The organism is Haloactinopolyspora sp., assembly GCF_027324685.1.
Lineage (GTDB): Bacteria > Actinomycetota > Actinomycetes > Jiangellales > Jiangellaceae > Haloactinopolyspora.
Genome location: NZ_DAHVSH010000175.1, coordinates 11926 through 24355, shown reverse-complemented (window position 1 = coordinate 24355; position 12430 = coordinate 11926). Strand labels below are relative to the sequence as shown.

9 protein-coding genes are annotated in these 12430 nt (G+C 68.7%); 6 read left to right on the top strand and 3 right to left on the bottom strand.

Features of this window, described 5'->3' with window-relative positions:
- Nucleotides 1–70 precede the first annotated feature (70 nt).
- The gene (locus M6444_RS19085; RefSeq protein ID WP_298331115.1) at nt 71–1051 is read left to right on the top strand and encodes a sugar-binding domain-containing protein; all 981 of its coding nucleotides are present in this window, start codon (nt 71–73) and stop codon (nt 1049–1051) included.
- 180 nt (nt 1052–1231) lie between these two features.
- Here M6444_RS19085 and M6444_RS19080 read toward each other — a convergent pair whose 3' ends face one another.
- The 3 genes from M6444_RS19080 to M6444_RS19070 all read right to left on the bottom strand — a co-directional run bounded on the left by M6444_RS19080 (nt 1232) and on the right by M6444_RS19070 (nt 6408).
- Nucleotides 1232–3706 (bottom strand): tetratricopeptide repeat protein, encoded by a 2475-nt coding sequence (locus M6444_RS19080; RefSeq protein ID WP_298331113.1) that lies wholly within the window; start codon nt 3704–3706, stop codon nt 1232–1234.
- 72 nt (nt 3707–3778) lie between these two features.
- Nucleotides 3779–5428: an ABC transporter ATP-binding protein gene (locus tag M6444_RS19075; RefSeq protein ID WP_298331111.1), complete on the bottom strand. Its 1650-nt coding sequence runs from the start codon at nt 5426–5428 to the stop codon at nt 3779–3781.
- Nucleotides 5425–6408: an Lrp/AsnC family transcriptional regulator gene (locus tag M6444_RS19070; RefSeq protein WP_298331109.1), complete on the bottom strand. Its 984-nt coding sequence runs from the start codon at nt 6406–6408 to the stop codon at nt 5425–5427. Before M6444_RS19070 ends, M6444_RS19075 begins: the two co-directional genes overlap by 4 nt.
- A 159-nt stretch (nt 6409–6567) precedes the next feature.
- Here M6444_RS19070 and M6444_RS19065 point away from each other — a divergent pair, with 159 nt between their 5' ends.
- Genes M6444_RS19065 through M6444_RS19045 form a run of 5 tightly spaced genes read left to right on the top strand, consistent with a single transcriptional unit; the run spans nt 6568 to nt 12419 of the window.
- Nucleotides 6568–7779, top strand: coding sequence for a membrane dipeptidase (locus tag M6444_RS19065; RefSeq protein WP_298331107.1), 1212 nt, complete (start codon nt 6568–6570; stop codon nt 7777–7779).
- Nucleotides 7776–9416, top strand: a complete 1641-nt coding sequence (locus M6444_RS19060) for an ABC transporter substrate-binding protein (RefSeq protein WP_298331105.1) — start codon at nt 7776–7778, stop codon at nt 9414–9416. Before M6444_RS19065 ends, M6444_RS19060 begins: the two co-directional genes overlap by 4 nt.
- A 5-nt stretch (nt 9417–9421) precedes the next feature.
- A complete protein-coding gene (locus M6444_RS19055) occupies nt 9422–10384 on the top strand; it encodes an ABC transporter permease (protein WP_298331103.1) in 963 nt (320 codons plus the stop codon).
- On the top strand, nt 10381–11250 hold the full coding sequence (locus tag M6444_RS19050; protein WP_298331101.1) for an ABC transporter permease: 870 nt from the start codon (nt 10381–10383) through the stop codon (nt 11248–11250). Before M6444_RS19055 ends, M6444_RS19050 begins: the two co-directional genes overlap by 4 nt.
- On the top strand, nt 11247–12419 hold the full coding sequence (locus M6444_RS19045; RefSeq protein WP_298331099.1) for a Xaa-Pro peptidase family protein: 1173 nt from the start codon (nt 11247–11249) through the stop codon (nt 12417–12419). The genes M6444_RS19050 and M6444_RS19045 overlap by 4 nt, the downstream gene beginning before the upstream one ends.
- Nucleotides 12420–12430: the final 11 nt, after the last annotated feature.

The window sequence follows — 12430 nt, the reverse complement described above, 5'->3', positions numbered from 1 at the left end:
ATGTGTACTGTGTTTGTATCGCGCCGTGCGGGCGAGGTCAAGAGGGTCGTGTGCGAGGATCGCGGAGGTGATGATGGCGAAACGGGGCAGACCGCCGAGCGAGGGGCGAAAGTCGCACGGTCCGTCGGAGCTCGTGCTGGCGGGCGCGGTCGCACGGCGTCACTATCTGGACGGGCGGTCGAAGGTCGAGATCGCCGACGAGTTCGGTATCTCGCGGTTCCAGGTGGCGCGCATCCTGACCGACGCCCGGGCCAACGGCTGGGTCCGGGTCGAGATCACCTTGCCCGGTCACATCGATGCCGACCTGTCGATGCAGGTGCGAGACGCTCTCGGGATCCGCAGCGCTGTCGCGGTCGAGGCTCCTGCGCAGGCCGACGTCGCGATCCGGGAGGAGATCGCCGGCGTCGTCGCGGGGCTGCTGGGTGAACTCGTCCGGCCGGGCCAGGTCGTGGGGCTGGCCTGGAGCCGGACCATCGCGGCCACGGCCAGCCGCCTCGAGCACCTGGTGCCCTGCACGGTCGTGCAGCTGGCCGGGTCGCTGGCCGTTCCCGGTGCGTCGTCGGGCACGGTCGAAGTCGTCCGTACCGTGGCCGCGGTCGCTGGTGGTGAGGCGTTGCCGATCTACGCCCCACTGGTGGTCGAAGATGCGGCGACGGCAGCGGCGCTACGCCGTCAGCCCGAGATCGCCCGGGCGCTGGACAAGGCCGCGGAGCTGGATGTGGCCGTCGTCTCCGTCGGGGGATGGGACGCGGGGTTGTCGACGGTGTGGGACGCGGTGTCAGCGGCCGAGCGGGCTGAGGCCCGGGCGCATGGCGCCGTGGGCGAGTCGAGCGGCCGCCTGTTCGACGCCGACGGCAAGGACGTGACAGCCGGGTTCGACGACCGCGTGGTGGGGGTGCCGCTGGACCTGCTGCGCCGGACGCCTGAGGTCGTCGTCACCGCCTACGGGGCGGCCCGCGCCGAGGCGGTGCTCGCGGCCGTGCGCGCGCAGTTCATCACCACGCTCGTCGTCGATACGTCACTGGCGCGTCAACTGCTCCAAGGCGGATGACGGACAGAATGTCAGGCCTATGTCAGGGCGGTGTGGCTGGTTGTCGTTCGCCTGATCGACCAGAGTTGGATCAGGCGGGGGGAGGGCGCGGCCTTCACAGGCCGGCTCCGCCGTTACCGGCCGACTGCGGGACTACTGGGGGGCAAGACCGCAGTCGGCCGGAAAATATACTCCGTCGCGTCAGCGCTGGGTGTCCGGCGTACTGAGCGAGTCCGGTGGGTATCCGCCGGCCACCGCATGCAGGGGAGTGGCTTGCCCCGCCGCCCATGCCTCCTCGAAGTCCTGCGGCGCGAGCGCTGCTTGGACCGCCTTCACGGTGAGGTCGGTGCTGGGACGTTCACACAGCGGTATCGGAACCCCGAGGGTGTCGCGGACGGCTGACGCGGCGCCGAGGAGGAATGCGGCATAGGCGGTGTTGCCGCGCCGCTGGGCCACTGCCGCCAGTGCTTCCAGGACGCTCGAGGTACGCCAACGGTCGCCGAGCTCTTGATGTTCGGCGAGGCTCTCGTCGAGCAGGTGGATCGCTCGCTCGTAGCGGTTCTGCAGCATCGCGACCACACCGAGTTGGTTCAGTGCCCACGCGATGCCCTCGCGGTAGCCGAGTCGCTGCGCTCGCGCGAGGCTTCGATGCAGCAGCCGTTCGGCCGTGGCCAGATCGCCGGCATACATGGCCACGGCACCGAGGTCGATCTTCGCCCAGGTGAGGCCCTCGCCGTCGCCGGTGCGCTGGAAATGTGCCAAGGCCGCCGTCGCGTGCTCGTGGGCGGCGGTGAAGTCCTCGCGTAGCCAGCACACGAAGCCGAGGTGGTGGCGAGCCCAGGCAATGCCGTTACGGTCGCCACGCTCGGTGTAGATGGTCAGGCTCTGAGCGTGCAGATCCACGGCGCGTTCGTAGTCGGCCCGTTCGCGCGCGATACCGCCCAGGTGCCGCAACGCGAGCGCGGCCCCGATGTCGTCACCGGCCTGCCGGTACAGCGTCAGCGCGGCTTCCAGGGACGTCGTGGCGTCGTGGTAGTCGCATTGCAGGAAGGCCAGGTAGCCGAGTCCGCGTAGCGCCTTGGCGCGGGCCAGCATGTGATCAGCCTCGTCGGGGTCCTCGATCCGCAACGCGGCATCCAGCCAGTCGCGGCCCTCGGCGTAGTTCCCCCGAAGGTAGAAGTAGCGCCACAACGCCCCGGCCAGCCGCACGGCGTCGTGCCCGCGCTCGTGGCCCACGGCCCGGCCGAGCGCGACGCGGAGGTTGTCCAGTTCGGTGTCGAGTCGCTCGAGCGCGCCGGCCTGGTCGCCGCCCTCCAACAGCATCTCGGCCTGTTCGGCGAGCTGGACGAAGTACTGCAGGTGCCGGTGCTCCACCTCCGAGCGCTTGCCGCTGTCGTCCAGGCGGTGGTCCGCGTATTGGCGGATGACCGTGAACATGCTGTACCGGGCTTCCGGGCCTTCGCGGTCGACGACGATGAGCGACTTGTCGATCAACTTCCCGGTGAGGTCGAGAATGCGTTCGGGGCAGCGGTCGCTGCGTGCGGTGCAGCACACGGCTTGCGCGGCGGCGAAGGTCCAGCCGCCGGCGAAGATCGCCACTGCTTCGAAGAACTCTCGCTCGTCGGGGTCGAGCAGGTCGTAGCTCCAGTCCAGGGCGGCGTCGATGGTCTGCTGGCGGCGATGGGCGGTCCGGTTGCCGCCGCTGAGGATGCGCGACGACGTGACCAGCTCGTCGGCGATCTGTTCGATGGTGAGGACATTGACCCTGGCCGCGGCCAGCTCGATGGCCAACGGGATGCCTTCGACCTGGCGACACACCCGGCTGACGTGGACGAGGCGTTCGTCGGTGGGCTGCACTCCGTGCGCGGCGGCGCGCGCCAGGAACATCCGGACCGCGTCGGCCTTCTGGATCTCGTCGGCCTCGGCCCGTACCGGCGGCACGGCCAGCGGCTCGAGGTGGCGTACGACCTCGCCGGGCGTGCGCATCAGCTCACGGGTGGTGACGAGGATCTTCAGGCGAGCGCAGCGCTCGAGCAGGACGGCGCACAGCCGCGCGCAGGTGGCGACGACGTGTTCGCAGTTGTCCAACACCAGCAGCAGTTCGCGTCCACCGATGTGGTCGGCCAGCACGTCGACCTCGCCGGTGTCGGAGGCCGGCCGAAGGCCGAGGGCGGTGGACACGGCGTCGACGACCTCGGGGCCATCGGGGCGGTCGGCGAGATTGACCCAGCACACGCCCGCGGCGAAGGTGTCTTTGACCTCCTCGGCCAGCGCGATCGCCAGGCGCGTCTTGCCCACGCCGCCGACACCGGTCAGGGTCAGCAGGCGGGTCCGGCCCCGGGCCAGCAGCGCGGAGGCCTCGGCGAGTTCGGCATCGCGCCCGATCAGCGAGTCCGATTGCCAGGGTGGGCCTTGGACGCGCGGGTGATATCCGCCCGACGACCTGCGTAATGACTCGACGAGTTCAAGCCAATGAACATCGCTCAAGTTCAGCGCTGCGGCCAGCATGCGTACGGTGAGTGGGCGTGGCGCTCGCCGCCGGCCTCGCTCCAGCGAGGCGATGGCGTCAGCGCTGAGTCCGGCCTTCTCGGCGAGTTCCTCCTGAGACAGGCCGGCTGACATACGGTGGCGCCGCAGCAGAGTTGCGAAATCGTCACCGTCATTCGTTGTTGACACGCCCGATGAACCTCCGAGGCGACTCGGGTACATCGGGGGAAATCGTACCGGTTGAAACCGGGGTTGGACGGCCTAACGCAAGGAAGTCCGCAGCTGTCGAGAGCGCCGTTGTTCCGCAGGGTCGGGAACCGGTGCGGCGGCGACCAGTCGCTGGGTGTATTCGTCCACCGGGCGATGCAGCACATCGTCGCGTCCACCCTGCTCAACCACTACGCCGTCGTGCATGACGGCGATGCTGTCGGCCAGCAGCTCCACGACGGCGAGGTCATGGCTGATGAACAGGCACGAGAATCCGAGTTCACGCTGCAACTCGGCGAGTAGATCCAAGACCTTGGCCTGGACCGAGACGTCGAGGGCGCTGGTGGGTTCGTCGGCGACCAGCAGGACAGGGTTCAACGCGATGGCGCGGGCGATGCCGATGCGCTGGCGTTGCCCGCCGGAGAGCTCGTGCGGAAAGCGATTTCGCCAGGCCGAGGGCAGCCCGACGCTGTCGAGCAGCTCGCTCACCCGGCGGTCGATGTGCTGGCGCCCCGCGCCGCGCTCATGCAGGCGCAGCGGCTCGGCGACACAGTCGGCGATGGTGTACCGGGGATTCAATGAGGACGCCGGATCTTGGAAGACCATGCCGACGTCGCGGCGTACGGCGCGCAGCTCGTGCCGCGACATCGTGGTGATGTCGCGCCCGGCGACGACCACCCGGCCGGCGGCGGCACGCAAGAGCCCCACGGCGCAGCGGCCGATGGTCGTCTTGCCGGACCCGGACTCGCCGACCAGGCCGAGGACGTGCCCGCGGGGGATCGACAGCGAGACGTTGTCGACGGCGCGGAATGCTTTGCGCCCGAGGCGGCCTGGGTACTCCAACACCACGTCGTGCAGTTCCAGCGCGGGCGGACCGTCGGGCTCCGGGGTGGTGCGCGCCTGGCCGGCAGGGCGGCGGCCGAGGTGGGGGACGGCGGCCAGCAACTGCTGGGTGTAGGGGTCTTGCGGCGCGCTGAACAGCTCGTCGACCGGCGCCTCCTCGACGATCTCGCCGTCGCGCATGACGACGACGCGGTCGGCGATGTCGGCAACCACGCCCATGTCATGGGTGATGATGACGATCGCGGAATCGAGCCGGTGGCGTAGGTCGCGCAGTAGATCGAGGATCTCCGCCTGCACGGTGACGTCCAGGGCCGTCGTCGGCTCGTCGGCGATGAGCACCTTCGGCTCGCACGAGATCGCCATCGCGATCATCGCGCGCTGGCGTTGCCCGCCGGACAGCTGGTGCGGGTACGAGCCGAACCGGCGTCGCGGGTCGGGCAGCCCCACCAGGTCGAGCAGTTCGACGGCGCGGTCGCGGGCCTGGCGGCGGGACAGATCGGTGTGCAGCCGCAGCGCCTCCACGATCTGCGCGCCGACGGTGAAGACGGGGTTGAGCGCGGTCATCGGTTCCTGGAAGACCATCGCGACCTCGTTGCCGCGCACGTGGCGCAGCTGGCGTTGGTCCAGGTCGGTGATGTCGCGTCCGCCGATCTCGATACACCCGTCCCGGGTGGCGTTGCTCGGCAGCAGGCCCAACACCGACAGCGCGCTGACGCTCTTGCCCGAACCGGACTCGCCGACGACAGCGAGGATCTCGCCGGGTTGCACTGCGAAGCTGACCGCTCGCGCGGCCGAAGTCGCCCGGCCGTCGGCGTGGAAGGCCACGCTCAGGCGGTGCAGCTGCAGGGCCGGCGCGGTCATGGCGCGTCCTCGACCATCGTGTACGCCCGTTTGACGGTGATGAGCTCCAGGCCTGTGTCGACTCGCCGCACGCCGGGCAGCTCACCGAGCACGCGGGTGTTGAACCGATGGAGATCGTCCTGATCCAAGAGGACGACTTCGCAGGCCAGGTCGCTGTAACCGGCCGTGGCGGAGACGTAGCGCACCTCGGGCCGGGCGGCCAGCTGCCGCGCGGCCTCGTCCAGGTGCCGTAGGTCGACGGAGATCCAGTAGAAGACCTCCACTCCGTAGCCGAGCAACTGGGGACGCACGTTGGTGGTGTAGCGGATCCGCCCCTCGCGGGTGAGTGCCTCGACGCGTCGCTTGGCCATCGACTCGCTCACCCCGAGTTGCTGCGCGATGTCGGCGAAACTGCACCGGGCGTCCTGGGCGAGGATGCCGACCAGGGCGCGGTCTCGCTCGTCCAGCGGCTTCGGCTCGATTTCGTCGATGACCCCGCGGTCGGCTTCCAGCGCCTGCGCCGCTTCGGCCGGCAAGGTGCCGTGCGACCAGACGTGGGCGACCTTGTGCTGGGCGATGACCGTCTCGGTCACCGTGGACAAGATCCCGTCGACCTGCTCGATCTCGTCGAACAGCACCCGTGCCAAGGCGCGCTGCGACGGCACGATCAGCTCGAGCACGATGTCGAACGAGCCGGTCGTCAAGGCGGCGAACCGGACGTCAGGCCGGCGGGCCAGTTGTGCTGCAACCTCCGGGGCCCGTCCGACCCGGCAAGTGACCTGGATCAGCACCGGGCTGCCTTCGGCGCAGCGCAGCGGGTCGGTCGAGGCGACCACCCGGACCAGATCGGAGGCGAACAGCCGGTGCGCGCGCCGGGCCACGGTGGAATCCGATGATCCCACGGCGCGAGCGATCTGTTGCCAGCTCGCCCGGGCATGAGTCTGCAAGGCAGCGACGATGCGGCGATCGAGGTCGTCGAGAACAGCGGGCTCGTCGCTCATGGCGGCCATCGTAGCGGATGCTCCGAGGAAATCCACCACATGAAAGTACCGATGCGAGGATGTCCGTCAGTTCAGTTGCTCTGTATGCAGAGATCTGGCATCGTTTGGGCCGTCATGCGGGAGAACCGCAGCTGAGCCGAGTCCAACGGAGGCCCGCACGTGCTTGAACCCGCGAAGCGTTACGACGGCTACCGCTCGTACAGCTATCTGCGTGAAGGCGTGGACTACAAGGCTTTCGACCTGGCGCCCGAGCTCGATCGCGTCCCCGCCTACCAGGGGCTGGAGCTGTCCACACCGCAGCGCGACCGGGTCGTCCGGTTGCTCACCGAGAGCATGGTGATCTCCACCCACGAGCACCCCACCCGGTTCCCCGCCGACATCAGCGAAACGATCGACTACAACCGGCACGGCCGGCATCGCACCGGCTACGAGGGCCTGGCCCGGTCCGGGCTCACCGCGGTCATCGACAACTTCATGGACGGCACCGCGTGCGTGACCAGCCACGCCGGCTGGAAGTGGACCGACATCATCGCCGATCTGGGGATGCGCTTCGCCGATCTGGCGCATCAGGACTTCGTCATCAAGGCCGAGACGGTCGCCGACATCCGCCGCGCCCAGGAGACCGGGCGTATCGCGCTCATCGCAGGCCTGGAAGCATCCACGCCCATCGAGAACGAGCTCGACCGCATCGACATCCTCTACGGCTTCGGGGTGCGTCAGCTCGGTATCGCCTACAGCGAGGCCAACACGCTGGGCAGCGGGCTGAAGGAACGCCGCGACGGCGGCCTGACCGCGTTCGGGCGCAAGGCCGTCGAACGTATGAACGCGCTGGGCATCATCGTGGACGTCTCGCACTCCGGCGACCTCACCTCGCTCGAGGCGATCGAGCACTCGACCAAGCCGGTCATCATCACCCACGCGGGCGCACGCAGTGTATGGAACACCAACCGGATGAAGCCGGACCACGTGATCAAGGCCTGCGCCGAGCGCGGCGGCGTGATCGGCCTGGAAGCAGCCCCGCACACAACGCTGTCGCCGGCTCATCCGCGCCACAGCCTCGAGTCGGTGATGGACCACTTCACCTACTGCGTCGACCTCGTCGGCATCGAGCACGTCGCATTCGGCCCCGACACGCTGTTCGGCGACCACGTCGGTCTGCACCACCTGTTCGCCGGACACCTGTCGATCGGTGAGGCCCACGGCTCGGTGGACTACGAGGAGGTCGAGTACGTCGACGGCCTGGAGAACCCGGCTGAATGCTTCTGGAACATCGTCGGCTGGCTGGTCACGCACGACTACTCCGACGACGAGATCCGTGCGGTCATCGGCGGCAACGCGATGCGCGTCATCGAGGAGGTCTGGCAGTCATGACTCGCATGCGGCGACGCGCGGCGTCGCACCGGATCGCCGTGGTGCTGTCCGCGGCCGTGGTCGCGGGCCTGGCGGCCTGCGTTCCGGCCGAACCCGGCGACGAGGACGGGGCGGACGACTCGGGGTCGGGTGAGGCCGGCGGTGAGCTGGCGATCGGCACCACCGCCGACGTCGTCAACTACAACCCGCTGGTCGGTAACAGCCGGACCGACACGTGGATCACCAACCTGATGTACCCGTCGATGATGACGCTCAATGACGACGCGGAGAAGGTTCCCGCGCTGGCGACGGAGTGGGGCTACAGCGAGGACGGCCTGACGGCGTGGATCGAGATCCGCGACGATCTGCAGTGGTCCGACGGGGAAGCGCTGACCGCCGACGACGTCGTGTTCACCATCGAGGCCGTGGCCTCGGAACAACTGGGGACGGTCGCCGGCATGATCGGTTCCTACGAGAGCGCGCAGGCGGTGTCCGACACCCGCGTCGAGTTCACGCTGAACCGGGTCGACGGCGCCTTCCTCAACAGCGTCGGCTTCTGGATGCCGATCGTCCCCGAGCACGTGTTCAGCCAGGCGCCGTCGGTCGCCGACTTCGCCAACGACTCCGACTGGGTCTCGGCCGGGCCGTTCGTGCTCACCCAGGTCGAACGCGGCCAGCGCTACGTCATGGAGAAGGTCGACAGCTACCCGCTGGGCGAGGACGGCGCGCCGAACGTCGACACTGTGGTGTTCCGCGTCTATCCGGACGTCAACACCGAGGTCCTGGCGCTGCGTTCGGGCGAGCTGGACCTGATCGCGAATGCCCTGCCGCCGTCGGTGGCCGACGACGTCTCCACCGACGACGAGCTCGAGACGTACGTGGTGCCGTCGCTGGGCTGGGCGCACATGCAGTACAACATGCGCCGCCAGCCGCTCGACCAGGTCGAGGTGCGCCGGGCTCTGGCCCACGCCGTGGACTACGAGGCCGTGCGTCAGGTGGCACTCGGTGGGCACGCAGTGTCGGCCAACTCCAGCATCCTGACGCCGACCTTCCCGAAGTGGATGGACGAAAGCGCAGAAGAGTACGAATACGACCCGCAACTGTCTCGTCAGCTCATGACCAAGGCCGGCTTCGACGATGCCGACGGCGATGGCATGTTCGACGGTGTCGACCTGGAGATGATCTACGACTCCGGCGACCCCAACATCTCGTCTTGGGCGGAACTGGTTCGCGACCAGGCTGCCGAGGCCGGCATCACGATCAGCCTGTCCGGCCTGGAGCGCAACACCTACCTGGCGCGGACCGACGAGCGCGATTTCGACATCTACGCCGGGTCGTGGGCCGTCATCGACGAGCCGCAGTCGAACTTCAACCTGCTGTTCGCCCCGGACGGCTTCATCAACTACGCCGGAGTGAACGACCCGGAGGTCAACCGGCTCCTCGACGACGCGGCGTCCGCGCTGACGGTGGAGGACGCGCGGGGGCCACTGCACGATCTCGCCGCGATCGTGACCGACCAGGTCTATGACAACGTGATGTACGTCGAGGAGTTCACCTTCGCGGCGTCAGCGGAGTGGACTGGGTTCGTGCCCAAACCGAGCGAGCTGCTGTCCGTCGTCAACCCGCAGTCGCTGGCCTCGGTGCGGGCTGCGGACTGATCTCGATGGCACTGCTGCGCTTCGCCGGCGTCCGGGTCCTTCGTGGCGTGCTCACGTTGTGGTTCGCGGTCAGCGTGACGTTCTTCCTCGTCCGGCTGTTGCCCGGTGACCCGGCTCTGGCCATCGCGAGCCCGACGATGACCGAGGAACAGCGCGCGCACCTGCTGGCCGAGTTCGGCCTGGACCAGCCGCTGCTCGTGCAGTACGTCACGTATCTGGGTGAGCTGGTCCAGGGCAACCTCGGGATCTCGTTCCGGCAGTCGCAGCCGGTGCTGGACATCCTGCTCGAGCGGCTGCCGTGGACGTTGATCCTCACCAGCAGCGCCCTGGTGGTCACCTTGGCGATCGGGCTCCCGCTCGGTGTGCTGGCGGCAACGCATCGCGGCGGCGCGATCGACCGGGCGGTCCAGATCGGCGGGGTCGTCGGGCAGTCGCTGTTCGTCCCGACCGTGGGGATCGCGCTGCTCTACGCCTTCGGCCTGGGGCTTGGCTGGTTCCCGATCGGTGGTGCCATCGACTCCGACGTCTACGGGCTCGAGGCGTACGTGAGCATGCTGCGGCACCTCGTGCTGCCCTGCCTGAGCCTTGTCGTGCTGCAGATCGGTGCGTACGTGCTGACCTTGCGGACCAATCTGATCGATGCGCTCGGCGAAGATTTCTGCAACGTCGCGCGGGCCAAGGGCGCACCGGAGCGCACCGTGGTGTGGAAGCACGCGCTGCGCAACGCACTGCTGCCCACCACCACGCTCGTCGGCCTCCAGCTCGGCTTCCTGGTCGGCGGCGCGGTGTTGACCGAGACGATCTTCGCCTATCCCGGCGTCGGCCGCGCGATCTACGAATCCGTCGGCCAGCTCGACTTCCCCGTCATGCAGGGTGCGTTCGTGCTGTTGGCAGCCACCGTCGTCGTCGCGAACCTGATCACCGATCTGGCCTACGGCGTCCTCGATCCCCGGGTGAGAGCAACATGAGCGGGGCTGATGTCGCGGGTGTGGCGCCACGGGTGCGCACGTGGCGGGCGTTTCGAGCCAACCCGCTGGGCATGGTGTCGGTGGGGATGCTGCTCCTCCTGGTGATGGTGGCGCTGGCGGCGCCGCTCATCGCGGACTATCCCCGTGGGTACGGCGACGACGTGCTCGCCGCGCCGTCGAGCGCGCACTGGTTCGGCACGGACAATCTCGGCCGCGACATCTTCGCCCAGGTCGTGTGGGGAACCCGGACCAGCCTGGCCGTGGGGCTCGGGGCATCGGCACTGGCCATCGTGTTGGGGGTGGCTGTCGGCGTGGGCGCCGCCTACTTCAAGCGGCTGGACACCGCGCTGGGCATGCTCGTCGACGTCATGCTGTCGCTGCCGGTTCTGCCGCTGATGATCCTGGTCGCCGCGCTTGCCGGCCCGAGCGTGTCGACGCTGGTCGTGGTCATCGCGGTGTTCTCGTGGCCCGAGGTGGCGCGGGTGGTGCGCTCGCAGGCCATGCCGGTGGTGACGCTGTCGTTCGTCGACGCCGCGCATGTCATGGGCGCGCCGAATCGCTGGGTGCTGGTGCGTCACATCCTGCCTGCGGTCTCGCCGGTGATCACGGTGTCGGTCGTGCTCACGGCCTCACGGGCCGTCCTGAGCGAGGCCGGGCTGTCCTTCCTCGGGCTCGGCGACCCCAGCAGCTGGTCATGGGGGACCGTCCTCTACAACGCGCAGCGTTCAGGTGCGTTGAGCTCGTCGTGGTGGACGGCGCTGTTCCCGTCACTGGCCATCCTCGTGCTCGTCGTCGCGGCCACGCTGTGCTCGCTGGCCTACAACGACGCCCGTAACCCCCGGAACCGTCAGGATGCGATTCGATGACCTTCTCTCAGCGGCTGTCGCCGGAGTTCTACCGTGGCGTGCACGAACGACTGCGGACGCGGTTCGATGACGAGAACGTGGACGCCATCGTCGTCGACGATTGGCGCGATGTCGCGTACGTCACCGGGTTCTTCCATCACCCGAACGAACGGCCCGCAGCGGTGTGGGTGGGCCGCGACCGGGTCGTGCTGCTGGTTCCCGAACTCGAACGCGAACACGCGCTGGCCCAGGGTGCCGTGGTCGACGACGTGGTGGCCTTCGACGAGTACCCGGGGGTGCAGAGCCCGTTCGAGACGTTGGCGCGCGCGGTGCCCGAACGCGGCGTCTGGGCGCACACGCCGTCGCTGACCACGGGCCGGCTGGCCGAGTTCGGGTCGGTCTTTCCCACCGTGACCTGGCGGTTGTCTGCGATGGTCGACGAGTTGCGCCTGATCAAACAGCCGGCCGAGATCGAATTGCACCGCCAGGCCGCACAGTTGGGCGACGTCATGCTGCGCGCCGGCCGCGAGTTGATCACCGCCGCCGTCGGCTCGGGGGAGTTGCCGAGCGAAGCCGAGCTGGCCGACCACGTCGTCCGGGCCGGTAGCCGGTGGATGTACGAGTCGCACGTCGACGTCGTCGTGGTTCCCATGCTCACCGGCGGTCTGGTCTATGCCGGGGCGAACTCGGCGTTCCCGCACGGCCTGCCGTCGTCGTACCGGCTACAGCCGGGTGACACGTTCATCCTGTCGCTCGGTGGCGCCGTCGGCGGTCGCTACGCCGAGAGCGAGCGGACCTTCTTTCTGGGCGAGCCGACTCACGAGCAGATTTCATACTTCACCGCCGATCGGCACGCGCAAGAGGTCGGCACTCAGGCGCTGCGGCCCGGCGCGGTGTGCCGCGACGTCAACCGTGCCTGCCTCGACGTGATCCGCGAGGCCGGCTTCGGCGCGCATCTGCGCCACCGGCAGGGGCACGGTATCGGGCTCAATTTCCACGAACCGCCGTGGCTGGAGGACGGCGACGACACTGTTCTGGACACCGGCATGGTCGTCTCCAGTGAGCCCGGCATCTACGTGCCTGGCCATGCCGGCTACCGCATCTCCGACACCGTCCTGGTGACCGAGGACGGTCACGAACGGCTCACGACCTACCCGCGCGGCATCGACGACGTGATCATCGACCTGTAGGAGACAGACAC

What these genes read in the sequence shown, in the direction of transcription:
- M6444_RS19085 (WP_298331115.1), top strand. Translation starts at nt 71, where the DNA reads ATGATGGCGAAACGGGGCAGACCGCCGAGCGAGGGGCGAAAGTCGCAC.
- M6444_RS19075 (WP_298331111.1), bottom strand. Translation starts at nt 5,428, where the DNA reads ATGACCGCGCCGGCCCTGCAGCTGCACCGCCTGAGCGTGGCCTTCCAC.
- M6444_RS19070 (WP_298331109.1), bottom strand. Translation starts at nt 6,408, where the DNA reads ATGAGCGACGAGCCCGCTGTTCTCGACGACCTCGATCGCCGCATCGTC.
- M6444_RS19060 (WP_298331105.1), top strand. Translation starts at nt 7,776, where the DNA reads ATGACTCGCATGCGGCGACGCGCGGCGTCGCACCGGATCGCCGTGGTG.
- M6444_RS19055 (WP_298331103.1), top strand. Translation starts at nt 9,422, where the DNA reads ATGGCACTGCTGCGCTTCGCCGGCGTCCGGGTCCTTCGTGGCGTGCTC.
- M6444_RS19050 (WP_298331101.1), top strand. Translation starts at nt 10,381, where the DNA reads ATGAGCGGGGCTGATGTCGCGGGTGTGGCGCCACGGGTGCGCACGTGG.
- M6444_RS19045 (WP_298331099.1), top strand. Translation starts at nt 11,247, where the DNA reads ATGACCTTCTCTCAGCGGCTGTCGCCGGAGTTCTACCGTGGCGTGCAC.